This window comes from Nonomuraea ceibae (assembly GCF_019396325.1).
GTDB lineage: Bacteria > Actinomycetota > Actinomycetes > Streptosporangiales > Streptosporangiaceae > Nonomuraea > Nonomuraea ceibae.
Genome location: NZ_JAHKRO010000006.1, coordinates 1 through 17,700, shown reverse-complemented (window position 1 = coordinate 17,700; position 17,700 = coordinate 1). Strand labels below are relative to the sequence as shown.

General features: G+C 67.2%; 25 protein-coding genes. 14 read left to right on the top strand and 11 right to left on the bottom strand.

Annotation, left to right across the window (positions count from 1 at the left end; translation table 11 throughout):
- Window positions 1-84: 84 nt before the first annotated feature.
- The 6 genes from KME80_RS06195 to KME80_RS06170 all read right to left on the bottom strand — a co-directional run bounded on the left by KME80_RS06195 (window position 85) and on the right by KME80_RS06170 (window position 6,478).
- Window positions 85-1,041: a DUF3558 domain-containing protein gene (locus KME80_RS06195; protein WP_219501296.1), complete on the bottom strand. Its 957-nt coding sequence runs from the start codon at window positions 1,039-1,041 to the stop codon at window positions 85-87.
- Complete coding sequence (locus tag KME80_RS06190) at window positions 1,038-2,042, bottom strand: hypothetical protein (protein ID WP_219501294.1); 1,005 nt, start codon at window positions 2,040-2,042, stop codon at window positions 1,038-1,040. Before KME80_RS06190 ends, KME80_RS06195 begins: the two co-directional genes overlap by 4 nt.
- Window positions 2,043-2,096: 54 nt before the next feature.
- Window positions 2,097-2,594: a plasmid transfer protein KilB gene (kilB, locus tag KME80_RS06185; RefSeq protein WP_219501292.1), complete on the bottom strand. Its 498-nt coding sequence runs from the start codon at window positions 2,592-2,594 to the stop codon at window positions 2,097-2,099.
- A 385-nt stretch (window positions 2,595-2,979) separates the two neighbouring features.
- On the bottom strand, window positions 2,980-3,588 hold the full coding sequence (locus KME80_RS06180; RefSeq protein WP_246644232.1) for a DUF6461 domain-containing protein: 609 nt from the start codon (window positions 3,586-3,588) through the stop codon (window positions 2,980-2,982).
- 926 nt (window positions 3,589-4,514) lie between these two features.
- Complete coding sequence (locus tag KME80_RS06175; RefSeq protein WP_219501288.1) at window positions 4,515-5,399, bottom strand: ClpX C4-type zinc finger protein; 885 nt, start codon at window positions 5,397-5,399, stop codon at window positions 4,515-4,517.
- Between the two features lie 56 nt (window positions 5,400-5,455).
- A complete protein-coding gene (locus KME80_RS06170) occupies window positions 5,456-6,478 on the bottom strand; it encodes an alkylmercury lyase family protein (protein ID WP_219501286.1) in 1,023 nt (340 codons plus the stop codon).
- A gap of 88 nt (window positions 6,479-6,566) precedes the next feature.
- Between KME80_RS06170 and KME80_RS06165 the strand changes: the two genes are divergently transcribed.
- On the top strand, window positions 6,567-7,055 hold the full coding sequence (locus KME80_RS06165; RefSeq protein WP_219501284.1) for a heavy metal-responsive transcriptional regulator: 489 nt from the start codon (window positions 6,567-6,569) through the stop codon (window positions 7,053-7,055).
- Here KME80_RS06165 and KME80_RS06160 read toward each other — a convergent pair.
- Both KME80_RS06160 and KME80_RS06155 read right to left on the bottom strand, forming a co-directional pair.
- On the bottom strand, window positions 6,992-7,453 hold the full coding sequence (locus tag KME80_RS06160) for a DUF5990 family protein (protein WP_308125628.1): 462 nt from the start codon (window positions 7,451-7,453) through the stop codon (window positions 6,992-6,994). The genes KME80_RS06165 and KME80_RS06160 overlap by 64 nt on opposite strands.
- A 541-nt stretch (window positions 7,454-7,994) precedes the next feature.
- Window positions 7,995-8,723, bottom strand: a complete 729-nt coding sequence (locus tag KME80_RS06155; RefSeq protein ID WP_219501282.1) for a phospholipase D-like domain-containing protein — start codon at window positions 8,721-8,723, stop codon at window positions 7,995-7,997.
- 136 nt (window positions 8,724-8,859) lie between these two features.
- On the opposite strand from KME80_RS06155, the gene KME80_RS06150 reads away from it, so the two are divergent.
- From KME80_RS06150 to KME80_RS06140, 3 genes are read left to right on the top strand one after another with little or no spacing between them, the layout of a single operon-like run.
- Window positions 8,860-9,210, top strand: a complete 351-nt coding sequence (locus KME80_RS06150; RefSeq protein WP_219501280.1) for a hypothetical protein — start codon at window positions 8,860-8,862, stop codon at window positions 9,208-9,210.
- Window positions 9,197-9,655, top strand: coding sequence for a GntR family transcriptional regulator (locus KME80_RS06145; protein WP_219501278.1), 459 nt, complete (start codon window positions 9,197-9,199; stop codon window positions 9,653-9,655). The genes KME80_RS06150 and KME80_RS06145 overlap by 14 nt, the downstream gene beginning before the upstream one ends.
- A gap of 57 nt (window positions 9,656-9,712) precedes the next feature.
- Window positions 9,713-10,279, top strand: coding sequence for an HD domain-containing protein (locus KME80_RS06140; protein ID WP_308125627.1), 567 nt, complete (start codon window positions 9,713-9,715; stop codon window positions 10,277-10,279).
- Here KME80_RS06140 and KME80_RS06135 read toward each other — a convergent pair.
- Window positions 10,247-10,723 (bottom strand): NUDIX hydrolase, encoded by a 477-nt coding sequence (locus KME80_RS06135; protein ID WP_219501273.1) that lies wholly within the window; start codon window positions 10,721-10,723, stop codon window positions 10,247-10,249. The genes KME80_RS06140 and KME80_RS06135 overlap by 33 nt on opposite strands.
- A gap of 2 nt (window positions 10,724-10,725) precedes the next feature.
- A complete protein-coding gene (locus tag KME80_RS06130) occupies window positions 10,726-11,466 on the bottom strand; it encodes an XRE family transcriptional regulator (RefSeq protein WP_219501271.1) in 741 nt (246 codons plus the stop codon).
- A 148-nt stretch (window positions 11,467-11,614) separates the two neighbouring features.
- Between KME80_RS06130 and KME80_RS06125 the strand changes: the two genes are divergently transcribed.
- Together KME80_RS06125 and KME80_RS06120 are read left to right on the top strand one after the other, a co-directional pair.
- The gene (locus KME80_RS06125) at window positions 11,615-11,815 is read left to right on the top strand and encodes a hypothetical protein (RefSeq protein ID WP_219501268.1); all 201 of its coding nucleotides are present in this window, start codon (window positions 11,615-11,617) and stop codon (window positions 11,813-11,815) included.
- Entirely contained in the window at window positions 11,812-11,958 is a 147-nt protein-coding gene (locus KME80_RS06120; RefSeq protein WP_219501266.1) for a hypothetical protein, read from the top strand. The genes KME80_RS06125 and KME80_RS06120 overlap by 4 nt, the downstream gene beginning before the upstream one ends.
- On the opposite strand, the gene KME80_RS06115 is transcribed toward KME80_RS06120, so the two are convergent.
- Window positions 11,933-12,274: a winged helix-turn-helix domain-containing protein gene (locus KME80_RS06115; RefSeq protein WP_246644214.1), complete on the bottom strand. Its 342-nt coding sequence runs from the start codon at window positions 12,272-12,274 to the stop codon at window positions 11,933-11,935. The genes KME80_RS06120 and KME80_RS06115 overlap by 26 nt on opposite strands.
- Window positions 12,275-12,370: 96 nt before the next feature.
- Here KME80_RS06115 and KME80_RS06110 point away from each other — a divergent pair, with 96 nt between their 5' ends.
- The 8 genes from KME80_RS06110 (at window position 12,371) to KME80_RS06075 (ending at window position 17,623) form a co-directional block, all read left to right on the top strand.
- Window positions 12,371-12,700 (top strand): SCO3933 family regulatory protein, encoded by a 330-nt coding sequence (locus KME80_RS06110; protein ID WP_219501264.1) that lies wholly within the window; start codon window positions 12,371-12,373, stop codon window positions 12,698-12,700.
- The gene (locus tag KME80_RS06105) at window positions 12,693-14,018 is read left to right on the top strand and encodes an FtsK/SpoIIIE domain-containing protein (RefSeq protein ID WP_219501261.1); all 1,326 of its coding nucleotides are present in this window, start codon (window positions 12,693-12,695) and stop codon (window positions 14,016-14,018) included. The genes KME80_RS06110 and KME80_RS06105 overlap by 8 nt, the downstream gene beginning before the upstream one ends.
- Before the next feature lie 19 nt (window positions 14,019-14,037).
- Window positions 14,038-14,658: a DUF2637 domain-containing protein gene (locus KME80_RS06100; protein WP_219501260.1), complete on the top strand. Its 621-nt coding sequence runs from the start codon at window positions 14,038-14,040 to the stop codon at window positions 14,656-14,658.
- Window positions 14,659-14,672: 14 nt separating this feature from the next.
- The gene (locus KME80_RS06095) at window positions 14,673-14,993 is read left to right on the top strand and encodes a hypothetical protein (RefSeq protein WP_219501255.1); all 321 of its coding nucleotides are present in this window, start codon (window positions 14,673-14,675) and stop codon (window positions 14,991-14,993) included.
- Window positions 14,994-15,004: 11 nt separating this feature from the next.
- Complete coding sequence (locus tag KME80_RS06090) at window positions 15,005-15,166, top strand: hypothetical protein (RefSeq protein ID WP_219501252.1); 162 nt, start codon at window positions 15,005-15,007, stop codon at window positions 15,164-15,166.
- Window positions 15,167-15,366: 200 nt separating this feature from the next.
- Window positions 15,367-16,731 carry a replication initiator gene (locus KME80_RS06085; RefSeq protein ID WP_219501249.1) on the top strand — a complete coding sequence of 455 codons (1,365 nt, stop codon included), beginning with the start codon at window positions 15,367-15,369 and terminating at the stop codon, window positions 16,729-16,731.
- Complete coding sequence (locus KME80_RS06080; protein ID WP_219501246.1) at window positions 16,728-16,913, top strand: helix-turn-helix domain-containing protein; 186 nt, start codon at window positions 16,728-16,730, stop codon at window positions 16,911-16,913. The genes KME80_RS06085 and KME80_RS06080 overlap by 4 nt, the downstream gene beginning before the upstream one ends.
- A complete protein-coding gene (locus tag KME80_RS06075) occupies window positions 16,910-17,623 on the top strand; it encodes an N-terminal phage integrase SAM-like domain-containing protein (RefSeq protein WP_246644212.1) in 714 nt (237 codons plus the stop codon). Before KME80_RS06080 ends, KME80_RS06075 begins: the two co-directional genes overlap by 4 nt.
- The last annotated feature ends 77 nt before the right edge of the window (window positions 17,624-17,700 follow it).

The following is a 17,700-nucleotide window of genomic DNA, read 5'->3' as shown; positions in this document are numbered from 1 at the left end:
AACACCCAGTACATGGCACGGGCATTAGAAAGCTCCCATGTACGCGCCCAGGCCGGCTTGCGGTTGCCCCTCAACCAGCCGGCTTTATCGGGCGGGCAGGCGGCTCAGCACGTTGGCGACCTCGTCCCGCATCTCCGGCGTGAGAGTGCCGTCCTCCTTCGTGAACGGGATCTCCAGGACGAGGTTGCTCACCCGCACCCACACCGTCAGCCGGGCCCCGTCGCGTTCCGCGAACGCCTCGTCCCCCAGGCCCTTCACCGGCTTGACCGGCTTCTCGGGCCACTGCGTTCTCCGGTAGTAGGCGAAGATCTCCTTGGCGACGGCGATCCCGCTCCGCCCCTGCCATGCCCGCCCGAGCCGCAGCTTGAGCCCGCCGCACTGGGTCGCCGACTCGGGAACCCCTTCAGGCAGCAGCGAGCAGGCGTACGGCGCCACCGCGAACCGCCCGTCCGCCGGGTCCGCGACGGCGGGGGCGGGCCGGTCCATCGCCTCGGCGATCCACCGCGCGGCCTTCAGCGCCCCCTCCTGATGCCGCGGAGCTGGCTTCGCCCGCCAGCCGTAGTTGATGTTGACCACCGCGTTGCCGAGCCGGAAGGCCAGGACCGTGGCGTGCCTCCCCAGAGCCGGGGCCTGGACGAACGACTCGTCGCCCACCTGCGCGTCGACGGGGGGTTCGGGCCGATCCCTGACCGCCATCGCGGGGAAGGCGGAGTCCGGGGGCCTGACGAAGAAGGCGTGTGCCGCCGCGACGTCCGCGGCCAGGTGGACGCCGACGCTGAGCTCGTGGACCGCCTGCCCTTTCAGCGACAGGCCGGGGGTGGTCCAGGTGCACCCGCCCTCGTCGTACTTCTGCTCGGCGAGCGTGACGAGCTGCTCCACCTGCTCGGCGGTGAGCAGCGAGCAGGGGTCGACGACCCCGGTGAACCTGCCGGGCCCCGACGGCGGCGGGCTCGCCGCCCGGGTCGGGCGAGGCGGCGCCGGCTCGGCCGAGCAGGCGGCTGCGGTGAGCAGCACGAGTACGGCCAGCACGACCCTGATCACGACAGCGCCTCCACGATCCACCGGGCGGCCCGCTCGGCCTTGGCCTCGTCGCCCGCCCGCACGTACCCGAGCAGGTTCGCCTTCCTGAAGACCACCACCGGCGGGCCGGGAACCTGCGGCGTCCCTTCGCGGAACGCCAGCGCCTCGTCCGCGAGGTCCAGAGCCCGCGTGTCGTCGTCCCGCCATCCGGCGAACATCTCCTTCGCCTGGGCGACGCCGTCACCCGCCGGGCCGCGCCGCGGCGCCCAGAACTCCAGCCTCAGCTGCCGCCGGTCCGAGGACTCGTTCGGCTCCTCCCACGAACAGGTCGCCGAGTTCCCGGTCCGCGCGTACGCCGACGGCTCGACGAGCTGCCGCACCTGCGCGGGGCTGAGCACGGCACACGCGATCGGCGGCTCCGCGTACGTGCCGGGCGCGACCGGAGCGGCAGCAGGATCGGCCGGGCTCGCCCGGACCAGCGCGTCCGCCATCCGGCGGGCCACCGCCACCGCCCCCTGACGCAGCCGCCGGGCGCCCGGCGCCGGCCCGAAGTGCTCGACCTCCACCAGCAGGTTGCCGACCCGGAATACCACCTTGACGAGCTCCACCCGTTCCGTGCCCGCCGCGACGTGGTCCAGCAGATGGCCCTCGTCCCCCACGCCCCGCACCACCCGCGCCCGCCCGCCGAGCAGGTCGCGGGAATCGCCGTTGACCCACAGGGAACGGGGTGACGTGTCCGGGCGGAGGTCACGGGCCAGGCTCCTGCGATACTCCTCATGAGCCTGCGCGGAGGTGTAGTCCCAGGGCTCCCCGTCGTCGTTGATCCACCTGACCCCCAGCTCGCTGCCCGGCTTCGTCCAGACGCAGTGCCGTCCCTCCAGCCTGCTCCCGCCGCCGGGCACGAGCCGCTTGACCAGGTCCGCGTCGACCATCGCGCACAGGTCGAGCGGCGCGGGGAACCTCGGCTGCGTCCCCGGCGGCAGCGGGCTGAGCCACAGCATCAGGGCGATCATCAGGCGCACCGGAGGACCCTATGAGAGCCCGGTATGTTCCCGGTATGCCGACCGCCGCAAGGCCTATTTCTTCGACCCTTCGATCTTCTTCGGGCCTTCGATCCGGAGGGCGACGAACGGCTTCGAAGCACGGATGAAGGCAGCGATGAGCGTCCTGGAAACGGCCCGCTGCTGATCCAGCTCCTCACCGGTTTTCAGCTCGTTCATGCGGTCGACGGCCTGCAGCGCCTCCCAGCCCTTGGCGATGAGCGACTCATCGTCCGTCAGGAGCTCCATCCGGTACAGCGCCTCCAGAGCCGCCGACCGCAACCGCTGCTCCTCCCGGCGCAGCTCGATCCAGCTCGACTGCTCCGGGCTCTCCTGCCTCGCGTACCAAAGATCAAGCTGCCCGCGCCGATAGTTGGTGAGTGCGCCCCCGAGAGTGCAGTACGCGTCCATGCGTTCCGCCCTGAGCCTGTCGGCCCTCGCCAGGTGTTCCGCCCGGTTCGCCGTTCGCGCGGCTAACAGGTGGTTCAGCGTGGCTCCGAGAAGAGTGCCCAGTACCGCGACGATGCTTGTCACAACCGCTCCCATAGCGTCATGGAAGCACACGCCCCGCGACGCCCACGGGCAGGGACAATGACGAATGGGCCACTGGAGATTGGAGAGGCTGAGTTTCAAGCTGTCTATCGAGAAGGCGCGTCTACTTCAAGCTGGGCGAGAACGGGCCCAGCGTGGACCCCTACGGCTACGTATGGAGCCCCAAGCACGTTCCGGTCGATGACTCCAACCCGCGGTCGCTTCGTCCTTCGAGCACATCCAGGGCCCCTGGTACCACTGGAGCGACAGCTACTAGCGCTGTCCACGGCCATCGGACGAGCCCGCATCCGCAGCGAACGCCGGCAACGCTGGGGCCGTCCTGAGCAGCTTGATCATCCGCACCTAGCGGACCATCGTGGTCAACGCCCTAGCGAGGGCGGATGAGCGAGTGCGTCGCCTCAAGCCAGTCAGTGGCGATGTCCGTCCCCGTGATCCGGCCGATCAGCGTCAGGACGGAGCTGATGCTCTCGCCCTCGTCCACGCGATCCTCGATGACGTCGTCGCCACTGGTCCGTAAGCGCAGCCCTTCCATGAGGTGGTCGAGCGCGTGCGGATCGCTCCCGCGCACGGGGTCGGGCCAGGTGGGCTGGAAGGCGACAACCACCTCCCCGTCCTTCAGATACTTGAAATGGTCATGGCCACCCATATCCATACTGAAGCAGAGCGCCTCCCGCCCGCCCGCAGTCAACGGCAGCAGGAAATCGTCGTCGGTCGGCCCCGGAATGACGCAGGTCCACCCTCCGGCCTCGCCCACCCAGGTGGGCCCGCCTTCCTCACTGTTGTCGAGCAATTCGTTCAGGTGGCTCGGCGTACTGGTGGCGAGGTCCAGGGAGAAGGCCTCAGCGACGGCGTCGCGATCCATTCCTTTGACCCAGAGGGCGCTGAACCCCAGCGTCCACAGGTCCATCTCGTCATCGAGTCCCTCGGTGAAGATGGTCGAGGCCAGGAGATCGTGCAGGTGCGTCGGCGACTGCATGCTCACCTTCCGATGGTGGAGGAACCGGGAAAGGGCGAGGCCCTCTCCCGGCCATGACGGTGGTGCGCCGTTGCGGATTCTGGCCCAGAAGGCATGTGACGGCCAGTCGCCCGCGCCACCTTCGAGCTCACGGTATGCAAAAGGCCCTCCCGGATCATCCGGAAGGGCCTTTGACCTGGAGCCGCCTTGGGGATTCGAACCCCAGACCCCTTCATTACGAGATTCCGCATGATCGTCCAGAACCGTCCATGCGGGCCTTCCGCTCCAGCTCAGGGGCCAAATTTGCATGATCACAGTCCATGCCCGTCCACCAGCGTTCTGGGGCGTTGTTAGCACCGGCGTTAGCAAGATCGCCCGGTCGGGATGGCCCGAACTTCGCGAACCACAGACCCCTCCTCGCCCCGAACTGGCTACGCTGCCACGGAGAGTGACCGAAGGGGGCTGAGTGTCACAGGACCGCGACTTGCCACCAATGACCTTCGTCCGAAGCAGCCCGCGCCCGCCCTGGATCAGGAGGGTAGCGAACGGGGTACCGAAGCGCCTGGCCGTGGTCCTCGCAGCATCAGCTTTGTTCACTGGCTTCGGAGCCGGAGCGCTGCTCACCTCCGATACCTCATCGTCCACGACCGCAGTAAAGCCAGCTGGATCGGCTTCTCCCCCGACGTCGTCGGCCTCGCCCCTTCCATCCCCGTCCACGCCCGTCGCGAGCCCTTCCCCGTCAGGCAGCCCGAACGCTGAGCGGCGAGCACGGAAGCGCAAAACGACCGTCATTCCGCGCTCCCGAGATCAGCAACCGCCACGACCCAAGCCTCGATCCACAACCCCTGGGCACCCTGCGCGGGACTTCTGCTCTCGGTTCTCCGACTTCCGCGCGCCGTACTGTCGGATGCTGTTGAACAACCGCTGAACGCCTCGCCGGGTGATCTTCAGCCGGTTCGCAGTCCCTGGGGCTGGGCACGGAGGATGTCCATGGCCGTGTGGACACAACTGCCACAGATCCACACTCCAGGACCGGCAACCAGAGGTCCAAGGTCCTTGCAGCCGCAGAACGAGCATGCGCGATCCGGCCCCTTGGCCTTACCGATCCGCCGGTGCCTGCGTTGGACCGGCGGAATCCACTCCTCCATCTCCTTCTTGATCCTTGCAACGTCTACCCCGAGGTCATTCAGGACTCGTCGAGCCGACGATCCGGGGTCCGTGGCGAGACAGAACAGGACATGCTCGGAGCGATACTGTGACTGACCTCGACGCGCGGCCAAACGGCGTGCGTGGTGCATGACATCATCAGCCTCGCCGTCGCCCACTACGCGGCGCTCGTGCCCGTCCTCGCCGAGGATCATCGTGGGCTCGAACAAGCGGGCGTTGGCCTCGCGTACCTTCTCGCGGGTAACTCCGAGCTGGTCCAGGATGTTTGCGGCCACACCCACATGGAGCAGTCCGAGGAGTAGGTGCTGTGTGCCTGGCACGCTGTCGTCGGCGTCTGCTGCGGCCTGGGCCGCCTGTAGGCAGGCAGAAAGGCGCGGCCCCATCATTATGTGCTCGGCGGCCTCGCCCAGTAGATCGCTGACTTCTAGCCGGTGAGCGAACTTCTGCCGAGCTGCTTGCTTGGACACCCCGAGCCGTTCGCCGATCAGCGTCCAGGAGACGTTCGCCGCGCGTGCGGCGCCCACGAAGTGCTCGATCAGGTCGTCGGCAAGGGCGGCGGTTTCCCCAGCGACGGTGACTGCCGCTTGCAGGAGCGCGAGCGGATCATCACCGTCAGCGCGTTCTTGTACGGCAGTGATTAGCTCGCGCAGGTTCACCTCAGCCATACGACAACCCTAAATTGTCGAATTGAAGGCGACAATCCCCAATTGTCGAATCTGGGCTAGTCGAACGGCCGGAGGAGCGGGCCGAAGATATGCACGCCGATCTCCCACGCCTGACGCTGGGCAAGCATCTGCCCTGCCACCTGCGGGTGCGACGTGCTCCACGCCTGGGCGGCTGCGGCGTCGGTGAAGAAGTTGATGTAGCCGCAACAGACGTCCGCTGCCACCGATGGCACCGAAGTGTCAGCGCTCGACTCGGGCGGACAGGTCTCACAGCAGGCTGCATCTTCCTGCTGGCCGTAGAAGACCACAGCAGAGCCCGGTTTCCACTCCACCTGGTCACCCTGCGCAGAAACCGTGACAGTGATCGCCTGGCCGGTACCGGGCTCGGTGGCATGAATCGTGACGTCCCGACCGATCATCGCGGCGATACCCAGTGCGTCGATAGCGCACATGGAGTAGACCTCGGGACCCCCGCTGATCTGCACCCGGTGCAGGGTCGGAGTCGGGGAGAACGGATAGGCGGCGACGATCACACCACTATGGTCCAAGCGCAGGAAGTCAGCCGCATGGAGCTGAGCCATCACCTCGGAGCCGCTACTCCCGTACGGCGCTGCGGCCTGGTCGAGATCCTTCTGAGCAGGCGGCTGGCCGGTCTCGACAAAAGCCCTCAGGACACGCTGATGCACCGCCCGCAAGCCGCCTTCCACGGGAGCGACCCTGCCGAGCCCGGCGCGGCCGGCTGCCTGAGCGAGCGCAGCAGGGATCGGAGTATCGACGGCGTGACGCAGAGCCTCCCGCAGCGCGACCACCGAGGGAGCGCCGCCGGTCGGCCCTGACTCATCTCGGTAGAGGCGACATGAGACGCTGGCCGGGGTGTTCGGCGCGGCAAAGACGTCTACCCCATTGATCAGCAGGGTCGGAGACCCATGCATACCCCAACGAGCCGCGTCGGCCTGGTTGTCGATCACGTGTGTAGTTATCTGCGCCTCTGGGTGGTCGGTGAGGGCATGGACGAGTCGTTCCCGCAACACTGCCTCGTTCGGGCAGTCGGGCACGGTCAGCATGGTCAGCTCCAGCATGGTCGCCTCCTGGTCCTGGACGGCATTTACGCTCACCTTGGACGGTAAGGGTTCCAGTGCACTGGAAGGTCAAGCGTAGAGTCGAAGGATGCGCATAGGAGCACTCGCCGAACATGCCGGAGTCAGCGCGAAAACCATCCGGTTCTACGAGGAGGCTGGCCTGATGCCCGCCCCGCCTCGCACCTCGACCGGCTACCGCGACTACCCGGCCGAAGCCGCTGACCGGCTGGGTTTCATCCGCGATGCGCAAGCCGCAGGACTCACCCTCGCTGAAATCAGGAGCGTCCTGGCGATCCGCGACAGCGGCCGCGCCCCGTGCAACCACGTCACCGACCTGATTGACCAGCACCTCGTCCAGATCGAACAGCGCCTTGCAGAACTCGCCCAAGCACGGGACGCCCTCCGACGACTCAAGCGCCGCGCCGACGCCACCGATCCGACCCGCTGTGCCAGCAAGGATGTGTGCAGCATCCTCACCAATCCCGGATCCAGCACCCAACCCAAGGTCGGAGGTCATGAGGAAGGCAGTGCGGACCACTCCACCAACGGCGGACGAACCGCCGCGCACAGCGGCTGACCGCGAGAGTCCGTCAAGCTCAGCCGCGCCACCAATCCGCCATGCTCAACCGCCGCCTCCAGCACGCTCGCGGGGATGCCGTCGAACCACAGCTTCGCCCGCCGAAACATCGTGAACGCCCCGGCCTCATCGACCGTCCCCCATGACAGATACACGAACCGACCGCCCGGCCCGCCCTGCACGTACGGGCCAAGAAGGTCCCACCCGGCCCCGTTGCGAGTCGCCTTGGCCGCCAACTCCCACACCGCCGATGGAGCATCACCCGGATACAGCTGGAGCAACTCGTCGGGACGCCCCCGGCGCTGCACACCGACGTGGATATTGCTGTAGCCCGGAAATCCCGGGGCCTGCCCACACTGCCGACCTGGCAGATCGCTCGCCTCGATACGAATCAGCACACCAGCATCATCCCTGGGTCGGGGCCGCCCCCACAGCTCCCCCTGCCTGATCACCTCGTACGCCGTCGACCCACCGCGAAGCGGCAGCGGACCGGGGACGGAGTGTCAAGCTCGGCTTCGCGTGTACATTCACGGATCACACTTCCACGATCATCTGTTGTCCTGCGGTCACAGCCGGGCTTGATACGGAGGAGCCGGTCTGCTGGGCTTGCCTGGGTCGATGGTGTGCGAGGCGATCAGGCTTCCACCGCAACCACTCCACACGCCCAGTCCCGCGAAATGATCACCTTGGGGCCGGAGATCCTCGCCGAAGGCATGTTCTGACCTTCAGTGGCACAACCGGGATGCCTGCCGCCTGGCCCTGTGAAGTACTTCGATCGACGTAGCCGGTATCTGCGTCGGACAGCGCGCGTGGGCGGTGCTGGCCGCGACCGGCCGGAGAGCCGCAGCGCGGCCAGCAGACCGCCAGACGCGCGCCGGGCCGCCGCAGGCGGACCGGCTTTAATGACGTACAGAAAAGTTGCTTTCACTTGCAGCGGGGTCAGCCTGTCACGGGCTCCGCGCCAGTCCAGACGCGCTCAAAGCTGCTTGCGTAGACGGCTGCGGCTCCCTCCGGCTCCTGGATGCGGAAGTGTGTCACCGGGGCCTTGGCTGCTGGAACTGCGTAGGCATGTGTGTTGACCATGAGCTGTCTATCAGCACGGTAGATCGAGTTGTAGAGGACCGTCCGATGCACCCGGAGCTCCACACCGGGCACCTCAACCAAAGGCCGGAAGAGCGCAAGAGCGTTCTTGGTCCTGGCCGCCATGACCTCCGGACCGATGCACTCGTCGATCCCCCTCGCGGCTACTTCCGCGCTTGCTGAGTCCCCAAGGAGGATTCGCACTCGCACGCCTGCCCGTGCCCGTTCTCCGATCGTCCGCATGACGGCAGGGTCCTCGGCAAGAAACAAGCCGCTGTAGGTGAGGATGCCAATCTCCTCTTGCGCGCTCCCAAAGAGTTCATGCCACACAACTCGGGGGACCTCGTGCCTGTGCCGGTAGACCGCGCGGATCTCTCCACAGAGCGGCCGCCTCCCGCCCTCGACGTCTGGCCATAGGTCGGCCTCGTCTACGCGAAGAAGATCAGCGACAGCCCACCGATGACGCGGGTACGGAACCCGTCCTCTGATCCAGCGCTCCACAGTCTTGGGGTCAACGGCCAGCCGGGCCGCCACGTCCACCGCCTGGAGACGGGCAACCGCCATGGCCTGGTGCAAGCGCTGGTTCATCCGCCCTGCTCCTCCCGCAGAACCACCTCTATCTGCGAAGCTAACACGAGACGTCCCTAGACGTCCCTAAGTCGTGGTATCCCGGCCCTCGACCCTGCGTGACCCTCAAGGCACACAAGCGAACGGAGGGACACGGATGCAGGGAAGGCAGATCATCAAGGAGCGGCAACGCGCCTACGCACAGGAGCTGCTCACCGGTCTTCGCCAAGAACTCACCGAACGAGACGTGCCGGTCGTCCTGGGCGTGACGACCGATGGGCGGCCCGCACTTGAAGTCACCGACAGCCAAGGCCGGTTGCGATGGATCTTCGCGCACCTGCCGTTCTGCTGGTTCTACTGGGGGGATCAGCAGAACGAACGGGTCTCGTTCCTCCGGTTGCCTGCGGCGGCTGACCGCATCACGGAGGCAGCTCGGGACGGCTGGCGCGAGGGCGACCAAGGAGAACTCGGCATCGACCTCAGCAAGATTGCCGATGCGTACCGCTGAGATCTTGACCGGCTGGCGGGTCTACTCCCAGATTGCCGACCGCCTCCGTGCTCGCATCAGCGAGGGTGTCTACCCGGCGGGCTCCCCCATGCCCAGCGAGGCAGAGCTGTGCGCGGAGTTCGGCGTAGCCCGCAACACCGCACGACGCGCCCTGACCGTCCTGGAGGACGAGGGCCTGATCGTCACCATCCCGTCCAAGGGGCGCGTGGTCTCCGGCAGTACGGCGGAGCCGTACCGCTATCGGCAGATCGCCGATGACCTCCGCGCTCAGATCACATCCGGAGCGCTCGGCCCTGCTGTCCCGAGCGAGGCCGCGCTCCGGCGGCGCTACACGGCGTCTCGCAATACCGTCCGCCAAGCCCTCAGCGTCCTGGAGCAGGAGGGATTGATCCACGCTGAGCACGGGCGGGGACGGTTCGTGAAGCAATGTGGCGAGACGTCCTGAGACGTCCAAGCGCGTCCCCTAGATCTGCGCCGGGGCTGCCAGGTTATGTTGAACAGCGTGGGACAAGCTGACTGGGCACATGACCTGGCCAAACACCTGCTGGAGCCGACCTTGCCCCGGCGCTGGGCGCACACCAAGGGCGTAGCCAAGCGCGCCGAATCTCTGACGCCGATCCTCGGCGCGGAGACCGACACCCTGATCGCCGCCGCCTACCTCCACGACATCGGGTATGCCCCGAATCTCGTCGAGACCGGGTTCCACCCGCTCGATGGCGCACGCTACTTGCGCGACGTAGCCAAAGCCGATGAGACGTTGTGTCGCCTTGTGGCGCACCACTCCTGCGCGGTCAACGAGGCACTCAACCGCAACCTCTTCGACGCCCTCACGACAGAGTTCAACGAGGAACGTCCGGAGTTGGTGGAGGCCCTAACGTACTGCGACATGACCACCGGCCCGGATGGCACCCATCTCGACGTCACCGAGCGCCTTGCCGAGATCCACTCGCGCTATGGCCCCGAGCACTTGGTGTCCCGCTCCATCACGACCTCGACCCCGTGCATCCTCGCCGCCGTCAAGGCTGTCGAGACAGCGCTATCCGATGTACGGCAGGCCAGTCCCGGCTAGGTAGTGCTCGATCCGCATCCTCATCGAGCGGTCCATCGGCAGGTCGGCGAGCTGGCCGCGCGGCACCCAGCGTACTTCGCGCGACTCGTCGCTCGGGGCCGGCTGCCCGCTCACGGCTCGGGCGGTGAGGACAAGGGAGAACTCTTGCCGGGCCTCACCGTTGGAGGTGTAGAGGATCACGTGTCGGGGGTCGCTGTAGGTGCCAACCAGCCCAGTGACCTCGCACGTGATCCCCGTCTCCTCCAGCGTCTCCCGTACGGCTGCCGCCGGGATCGACTCCCCCAGGTCGATCGCTCCGCCAGGGACGGCCCAGTTCCCGTTATCGGTGCGCTGGATCATCAGCACATCTCCGGCGTCGTTGGTCACCACGACGTTCACGGAGGGAACCAGGCTGTTCGGCTTGGGTGCGTCCGGGTCGTCGTAGTAGTCGATGCGGCGGCTCATGCTCAGGACTCTACGGGGACGGCCCCGGCCCAGACCCGCTCGAAGCTCTCGACGTAGGTGTTGACCATGTCGCCCCCCTCGACCTTCTGAAGGTGGAAAACGGGCGCGTTGGCTGCGGGCGTGCCGTACACGTGGGTGTTGACGAGAAGCTGATCGTCGGCGCGGTAGATCGAGTTGTACAGCACCGTGCGATGCAACCGGATCTCGACGTTCGCCCGCCCGCACAAGGGCCGGTAGAGCACCAAGACGTTCTTGATACGGGCAGCCATGCCGTCGTCGATGCCTTCGTCTGCGCCGCGCTGCGCCACCTCGGCGCATTCGGGGTCGCCAAGCAGGATACGCACCCTGACACCGGCCCCGGCCTTCTCGCGCAGCATCCGCACGATCCCAGCATCGTCGGCAAGGAAAACCCCGCTGTAGACGAGGATGCCGATCTCCTGGGACGCCTCGGCGAACAGTCGTCCCCACTCGTCCCTCGGGACGGTCCATCGATGCGGATACACCCGCACCAACTCGCTCTCCGACGCTGACGCCACCTGCTCCCGCGTCAGAGCCTCCGGCCACAGGTAAGACTCGTCCACACCCAGGTACGAAGCTGTGGCAAAGCGGTGCTTTCTGTACGGCTGACGCCCCTGCGTGACCCACCGCTCCGCCGTTTTGGGGTCCACCTGGACCGCCTCGGCCAACTGGGCGATGCCCACGCCCTTCTTGAGCAGGGCCGCGCGGAGCCGTTCGTTCGCCATTTCACCTGCCTGCGGGGGACATCCAGGGACCGCAACATCGTAGGCCGGACGTCTTGAACATGTCCCGTCGTGTAGTGATCTCGTCCTCACTCTCCGTCGCATTCTCGATCTGCAAGCAAGACCGCTGATCGAAAGGAGAGGTGATCACATGACCAACGAGATCTACCCGTCCCCCGCCTGCGAGTGCGGCGGACAGCTCGACGAGGGACAGAACCGCTGCACCAAGTGCCTTGCCCGGGACCGCTGGATCAAGAAGCAGGCGGCCAGGAACAGGAAGCGGCGGGGCGAGACTCGGCGGCCTCCGCGCGGCCCGCGCAACGGCGGCAAGGCCGGGGTGGTCTGGTCATGATCGCGCTCATCGGTACCGCCCTGCTGACCCTGGCGCTGGCGACCGGCTTCGTCGCCCTGGTGGTCCACATTCATCGGGCCGATCGGCGGATGAGTGCCAGCCTCCGCGCCCGGATGGTTACGAGGGGCGTTCAGTGGACGTAGCGAGCTGCTCCTCAACCCGCGCGAGCCGTACGGACAACTCCTGTACGGCGGCGCGCAGCTCGGCAATCTCGTCCGCCGGGGTCTCCGCAGCGTCCCGGACGAACACGCCTTTGCCTTGCTGGCCGACCACGAGGCCCTCAGTGCGGAGCACGCCGACGGCCATCTTCACCAGCGACAGCGAAGCGTCGTACTGCTCGGCGAGCTGGGCCGTGGAGGGCAACGGGGCCCCGGGCGCGAGGGCTCCGCCTCGGATCTGCGCGCGCAGATCGTCAGCGATCTGGAGATAGCCGGGCCGCCCGGTGTGCTTAACCATCATCCCAATCTCACCACACCAAGCCAGCCATGCAAACATTGACAACTGAGCCAACTAGGTTAACTATGTTGGCTACGACGAATAAGGAGGTCAGACCCTATGCGTTCCGTCCCGATCCCTGTGGACACGTCCAAGCTCTCCATCACCTGCGTCAAGGCTCCCCGGCCGCGCGTGCTCAACCGCGACACCGGCGAGATCAAGACTGACAAGAACGGCAACACCGTCTACGAGGTCACCGTCTCGGTAGAGGACGAGTTCGGCCGGATCGAACTCGTCAAGATCGGCACCACCGGCGAACCACCCATCACCACCGGAGACTCCGTCAACGCGGTCGGCCTGCTCGGCTACGTGTGGGAGATCGCCGGACGGTGGGGCATCGCCTACCGCGCCTCGGCGCTGCTTCCTGTGCGGGAGGGCGCCGATGCTTAAGGCCCTTCTGGCCCTGGTGGTCATCGGCGTCGGGCTGTGGGCCTGGCGCCGGTGGCACTACCGGTCCTTCTGGCTGGTGCTCGGCTATCCGCTGATGGCCCTGTCGGTCCGCGCGTCCTGGCGGCGGGTGGCACTCGGCTGCGGGCTGACCAAGAAGCGGCAGCGCTGGTGGTTCACCACCGTCCCCGGCGCGATCGCCTCCACCGGCATCGTCAAAGTACGGCGGCGCTTCCAACGGGTCGCCGTCGATACCAAGCCGTGGATGTGGCTGCCACTGCCAACCCGGCACGGCTGGCGCGTCACCCTGTGGACGCTGGAGGGCCAGGTCCCCGGCGACTACGCCGAAGCCGCGGAAGCACTGGCGCACTCGTGGGGCGTTCATGCGGTACGAGTCTCCTCGCCCCGGCCTGGGCGCGTGGTGCTCATGGCCACGATGCGTGACCCGCTGGTGAAGATCGACCACCTCCCCGCGAGTCCGGAGTTGCTCAAGGTCACCGTGGGCCGGTTGGAGACCGGCAAGCCGTGGGTGGTCGACTTCCGCACCATCCCGCACTGGCTCAACGCCGGAGCGACTCAGAGCGGCAAGTCCAACCTCGCTAATGCCCTCATTGTCGGCCTGGCCCCGCAGCCTGTGGCGCTGGTCGGCTTCGACCTCAAGGGCGGGGTCGAGTTCACTCCCTACGCTCCGCGCCTGTCGGCCCTGGCCACCGACCGTTCGGAGTCTCTCAAGCTGCTGGATGATCTGGTCGCCCTGATGGTCGATCGCATGGGCCTATGCCGTCAGGCCGCTGCCCGCAACATCTGGCAACTCCCGCCCGCCCTACGCCCGGTCCCGGTCGTCGTCCTGGTCGATGAGCTGGCAGAGCTCTACCTGATGGCCGACAAGTCCGAGAAGGACGAGGTCGCCCGCACCTCGACCGCGCTCCTGCGGGTGGCACAGCTCGGGCGGGCGTTCGGGATCTACCTGTTCTGCTGCGGCCAACGGATCGGCTCCGACCTCGGCCCCGGCGTCACCGCTCTCCGCGCCCAGTGCTCGGGACGGATCTGCCACCGGGTCAACGATCCAGAAACGGCGACCATGACCCTCGGCGACCTCGACCCCGCCGCGCTCGTCTCCGCTCGCTCCATCGCTGCCGAGACACCCGGCGTCGCGATCATCGCATCCTCGGACGGCCAGTGGTACCGCGCTCGCTCCTTCTACGTCACCGAAACCGCCGCTGAACACGCCGCCAGGACGTACGCCCACCTGGCCCCGGCCTGGGACGAGATCACCGCCCACCTGCCCGACTTCGACCCGTCCCAACTGCTCGACGCCTGATCCACGAAAGGGGGTAACGATGCGAGGCTTCGCCTCCTGGCTGCTCGACTCCGGGCCGGTCCTCGTCCTGGCCGTCATCGCTGGTGCCGGATCGTTCACCCACATCCGCGACACCGCCGCCGACCACGGCCAAACCGGCTGGATGTCCTGGGCGGTGGCGGTGTGCATCGACCTCACCTGTGTCATGGCCGCCAGAGAAAGGCAGCGTGACAAGAAGACGGGCCGCGTCCGGCGCGGGCTGATCTCCTGGCCCGTCCTCGTCCTGGCTGGCGGTGTCGTCCTGTCCCTGGCTGCCAACCTGGCGCAAGCCATACCGACCGTGTGGGGCTGGATCACCGCCGCTACGCCTGCCGGGGCCTTCCTGGTCGCCGTCTCCATGCTGGAGCGCCGCGCCACCGACTCCCGTCCTGAGCCGTCCCCGGCGCTCGTCCCCGTCCCGGAGATCGAGGACGCCGGGGACGAGTCCGAGGACGAAGGAGCCGAAAGCCCCGCCCCGGCCCTGCTCGACTACGCCCGCCGTGTCGCCGACGAACATCAAGCCAAGCACGGCAGGCCCATCACCCGCGACGCCCTCCGAGTCCGCCTCGGCGTCTCCAACCAACTCGCCTCCGACCTGCTGCGCACCCTGCGCACTGCCTGAAGGGAGATCACCACATGAACCACCGAACCGCCGTCATCTCCGGCCTGCGCGACCTGGCCGCCTTCCTGGAGGCCAACCCCGCCCTGCCGGTCCCCCGCACCGCGACAGTCCATCACTTCCCGCACGACGCTAGCGATGGCGCTCTGTGCGCCGAAGTCGACCAGATCGCCACCTGGCTCGGGACCACGGTCGAGATCGAGGAGATCCCGCACGGCCACTATGGCACCTCGATCCACTTCGGGCCGGTCGAGTACCGGGCCGTGGCGATCCTCTCCGGTGCACGTGCTCGCCACCAGGCCGAATCCAGCTACTACGGCCACGTCCATCCCGAATAGGAGACCCGATCATGCGAATCCGCCTCGACGGCACCCGCGCCGAGATCATCGACGCCCTGTTCCGGCTCCGCCTCAACTTCACCGTCTCGGGTGTCTCCCGCGCCTACCCCGACCGCGCTCGCCCTCGCCACTGGCGGGTCTACGTCAACACCCTGCCCAAGGAAGGGAGGTGATCGCCATGCGCTTCGCCTGCTGTACCTGCAACGGCACCGGCCTCGACGGTGACCGCGAGACCTGCCGCGACTGCTTCGGCTCCGGTCTCGACAACCACGGCGCATAGCGCAGCGCCCCCGGCCTGGCCGTACATCCGCCAAGACGCCTGCCAGGTCGGGGGCCATCCCTTCACCCGAACGAGCGAAAGGAGGTCTCCATCTTGCCCACAAGCATCACCAATCCGCACGTACTCCACGGCCTGATCACCCGCCTCAACTCCGACGACTTCGACCGGTGGGCCGCCCAGATCCACGCCACGGGCGGATGCCGACAGCCCATTCACCTGCGAGGCAAGGTCGAGCACTACGACGCCGCCACCGGCGCACTGCTCCACCGCTACAGCACCAACCGCGAGCCTGACGGCGTCCTGCGCCTGCCCTGCAAGACCCGCCGCGCTTCCCGCTGCCCAGCCTGCGCTGAGGTCTACCGGGCCGACACCTACCAACTCATCCGCGCCGGGCTCGTCGGCGGCAAGGGCGTCCCTGAGGCTGTCACCTCGCACCCGACGCTCTTCGTCACCCTCACCGCTCCGTCCTTCGGCGTGGTCCACTCCCGCAAAGAGAGGAGCGGGAAGGCCCTGCCCTGTCACGCCCGCCGCGACGCCGAGACATGTCCTCACGGGCGCGTCCTGTCGTGCACGGCCAAGCACAGCCCCGACGATCCCCGCCTCGGCGAACCGCTGTGCCCGGACTGCTACGACTACACGGGCTCAGTCCTGTTCAACGCTCTGGCGCCCACCCTCTGGAAGCGGTTCGCCGACTCGTTGCGTCGCCACCTGGCCAAGCTCGGCGGCCTGGCCCTCAAGGACCTTCGCAACCACGTGACGGTCTCCTTCGCCAAGGTTGCCGAATACCAGCGACGCGGCGTCGTCCACTTCCACGCCATCATCCGCCTCGACGGCCCCGGCGGGCCTGCCGTACCGCCTCCGGCCTGGGCCACCGCTGACGTCCTGGCGCAAGCCGTACGGCACGCCGCCCATGTCGTGAGTGCTCTCGTCCCTGCGATCGAGAATGCCCCGGCTCGGCTGCTCAAGTGGGGAGCTCAGCTCGACATTCGCCCGATCACCATGGACGGCGACCTGACCGAGCAAGCCGTGGCCGGCTACATCGCCAAGTACGCCACCAAGGCCGCTGAATGCGTCGGCACCCTGGACCGCCGCATCAACCCACTCGACAACCTCGACGCCTTCAATCTCCGCGACCACGCCCAACGACTCGTCACCCAGTGCCTCCGCCTGGGTGCCATCGACGACCTCAAGGAACTCCGCCTTGCCGAGTGGGCACACATGCTCGGCTTCCGGGGCCACTTCTCCACCCGCTCCCGCCGCTACTCCACCACCCTCGGCGCACTGCGCGCCGCGCGCGAGGACCACGTACGCGACCACGAGATCGCCGTTGGCCGCCTGCCCCTCTTCGACGAGGACACCGTCCTTGTGATCAGCGAGTGGGCCTACGCAGGCAAGGGCCACTCAGCCGGAGACGCGCTCCTCGCCGAAGCCTTGCACAACTCCAGGGGCCGCCCATGACCAGGCTCCTGCTCACCGTCCCCGAAGCGGCCGAAGCCCTCGCGATCTCCCGTAGCAAGCTCTACGAGCTGATCACCACGGGCGCGATCGCCTCCCTTCGCATCGACGGCTCTCGCCGTATCCCCGTCACCGCTCTGACCGACTACATCGCCCGCCTGACCGCGAAGGAGGACGCAGCATGACCAAGACTCTCGTAGGCGCTCCGGACGAGCAGCCCCGGAAGAAGACCGGCCCGAAGCTGCGCGACGGCGTGATCAAGCGCGGCAACTCCTGGTACTACGTCATCCGCGTCAAGGACCCCGAGACCGGCCTCAGCCGTCCTCGCTGGGTCGGCGGATTCACCACCGAGGACAAGGCCAAGGAAGCTCGCGACGAGGCGAGGGTGAAGGCTCGTCGCGGTGAGTACGTAGACCGCGATGAGATCACCGTGGCGGAGTTCCTCGACATGTGGATCGAGGACCACGCGATGGAGATCAAGCCCGGCACCCTGGAGGACTACAAGGCGGGCATCCGCCTCTACATCAAGCCGTACATCGGCAAGATGCGCCTTCAAGCGGTACGGCCCGCCACGATCACCAAGCTCTATCGCGACCTGAGCACCAAGGGCCGCCAGGACGGCAAGCCGCTCAAGGCCTCGACCGTCACGCACACTCACGCCATCCTGCGCCGTGCCTTCCGGGATGCGGTCGTCGTCCACGAGTACCTGAGCAGCTCCCCCGTGGAGAAGGCCAAGCGGCCTCGCTCAGAGATCAAGCCACCCGGAACGATCTGGACCGCCGCTCAACTCCGAACCTTCCTCATGCACGCCAAGCGGCATCGGCTCTTCGCCTTCCTCCACGTCGGGGAGTGTAAGAACAACGGTGTAACTCCTGATCATGGAGGACACCCGTGATGAGTACTGTGATCCAGGCATCGACGGAGATCGACCTGGAGGACGCCGGCGTGGCGGGCAAGCCCAAGCAGAGCAAG